Origin of the sequence: Neobacillus drentensis (assembly GCF_036965645.1) — a bacterium.
Classification (GTDB): Bacteria; Bacillota; Bacilli; order Bacillales; family Cytobacillaceae; genus Neobacillus; species Neobacillus drentensis_D.
The window spans coordinates 1-2,222 of record NZ_JBALPZ010000258.1 but is presented as its reverse complement, the minus strand read 5'-3'; the positions used below and the strand labels follow the sequence as shown (position 1 = coordinate 2,222).

Below are 2,222 nucleotides of genomic sequence, written 5' to 3'. Positions count from 1 at the left end.
TGTTAATCTTGAATGTTGACTTCCGCTCCAATCAACCAATAATTAAAAAAAGGGCATAAAGGACTTTTTCTACAAAAGATCCTTTATGCCTTTCGATCAATTATAAATAGGGTGATTATTATAGTACTTTTCCAATACTTCCAAGGTCGTTTCTTTTGCTTTTTTTATAACTTCTTCAGGATCCATTTGATAATATTCTGGTCTGAATAACTCAACGGATGCAACAAAATCATAATTCAATTCTTTTAATCTTTTTAAATGTGCTTCTAAATCAATAACTCCGTGCCCAGGCCATACTCTGTCACTATCACGCATTTGGCCAATCGGATAACCCTCAACATCATTGATATGGAAGATAAACAATTTATCTGCTGTCTCATCTGTTACATCTTCTAATCTTGACCCCATTCCAGTGAATTGGAAAGTATCATACACGAGACCCACATTATTTCGATCAACAGCTTTTACAATACTATATGCTTGTGCGAAAGTATTAACTGTATTTTCCTGAATTCCGATAAACTCAATCGCAATCTTTACTCCGTATGGTTCGGCTAGATCAGATAGATGAGTTAAAACTCGAATACAACTGGCATTTACTTCTTCCGTTAATGTTTTTCCTTTTTCCGTCACATCAATATTAGAAGGTACCACGCAAATATATGGACAATCTATTTTTTTACAAATCTCCAAGTATTCTTTGAATTCCTCAATAATCTTCTCTTCGTCTTCTTTCGTCCGGTTATTAAAAAAGCATAATGCGTTCAAAGATAGTGGTTTAATATGATGGGTATCAAAATAGGCGTTTAAATCATCTAATGTATATTCTTTAAGATAATCTTTTAACTGATCAATTGAACGAATTTCAATAAAATCGTAACCGTGTTTTTCGCAATACTCTAAATTCTGTTGAAGAGAAGCACTCTCGAATGTTGTACCTTCATTAAATGATAATTTCATGGGTAAACCTCCATTTCATAACTTATGTATGCGATTTCAGTTTAATGGAAATTTTCCTTCATTACTTTATATAATCTTGCTTTAAAATTGTGTTTTGGTGCTATTTTATAATTTTTTTGATAACTTTTGGTAATGAATTTGGGCTTTGCAACAGAGAGTATAAACTAGTAGAAAAGTTCCTAAAAATGGACCATTACTTTTGAGTCAGGATAAAATATACTATATTTAGTAATGTTAGTGTTTACAATAAAGTGAGAGGTGAAAAAATGAATTTCTATATTCCAAAAGTAGAACCGGGCATCAAGTCAAAAAAGGGATTATATTTTTATGAACCTTCCGCTTTAACGAAAGAATTATATCATTATGTCCTATGGGGCGGTGAATATATAGTAGATGTTCCCTACAGCATTAAGCGTGACTACATGAATTCCTTTATCATTTTTTATATAAAAAAAGGATCGATGCAGTTCCACTATCTGGACCAATCATTTGTAGCCTCGAAAGATGATATTGTTCTGTTAGATTGTAAAGAAAAAAATAACTACTCTGCACTGGAAGAAACAACCTTCCAATTTTTTCACTTTACTGGCATTCATACGCAAGAAATGTATAACGAGTTATACAAAAGAAAGGGCTGCACGTTTAGACTGCCGGATGAACAAAATAATATTCCCAATATTTTATCCCTGATCGCGTCGAACCAGGAAATAGACTTTACAATATCCCTAGAAATTTATAAACTGCTGGGTAATTTAGTAGAAAGTACCCGTAATACGTTTGAAAACAGAAATGCAAATGTGGCAAAAGCAATACCACCCGAAATTCAAGCTGTACTGTCCTTTATCAGTGAGAATTACTCATCTAAGATTTCTGTCGACCAGTTGAGTGAAATATCCAATTTAAGTACATATCATTTTTGTCGTACGTTTAAAAAGTATATCGGAACCAGCCCTCATCAATATGTCCTGAATTCCAGATTGATTCAGGCTAAGAATCAATTGGTGGAAACCAATCTTTCCATCGAGCAAATAAGCATGGATTGCGGATTTAATAGTATTGGCCATTTTATTAAAGTGTTCTCCCAATCTACTGGGGGCATCACTCCTGGAAAGTTTAGAAAGCTTTGTTTTTAATTATCTATTTTAGTTATGTTAAACGATATTATTTTTATACCCTATTGATTGGAGCGGAAGGTGCTCGACTCCTGCGGGAGTACGGGGCCGGGGAGACCCCATAGGCGCTATAAGCGCCGAGGAGGCTCC

Annotated in this window: 2 protein-coding genes; one reads left to right on the top strand and one right to left on the bottom strand. The window is 34.2% G+C overall.

Annotated features, from left to right (window positions below; all coding sequences use genetic code 11):
• Positions 1-96: 96 nt before the first annotated feature.
• Complete coding sequence (locus V7266_RS29905) at positions 97-960, bottom strand: sugar phosphate isomerase/epimerase family protein (RefSeq protein WP_335472884.1); 864 nt, start codon at positions 958-960, stop codon at positions 97-99.
• A 266-nt stretch (positions 961-1,226) separates the two neighbouring features.
• On the opposite strand from V7266_RS29905, the gene V7266_RS29900 reads away from it, so the two are divergent.
• Positions 1,227-2,093 (top strand): helix-turn-helix domain-containing protein, encoded by an 867-nt coding sequence (locus V7266_RS29900; RefSeq protein ID WP_335472883.1) that lies wholly within the window; start codon positions 1,227-1,229, stop codon positions 2,091-2,093.
• Positions 2,094-2,222 lie beyond the last annotated feature (129 nt).

Bases quoted from the DNA above. Each gene is read 5' to 3' on its own strand.
- V7266_RS29905 (WP_335472884.1), bottom strand. From the start codon at position 960: ATGAAATTATCATTTAATGAAGGTACAACATTCGAGAGTGCTTCTCTT.
- V7266_RS29900 (WP_335472883.1), top strand. From the start codon at position 1,227: ATGAATTTCTATATTCCAAAAGTAGAACCGGGCATCAAGTCAAAAAAG.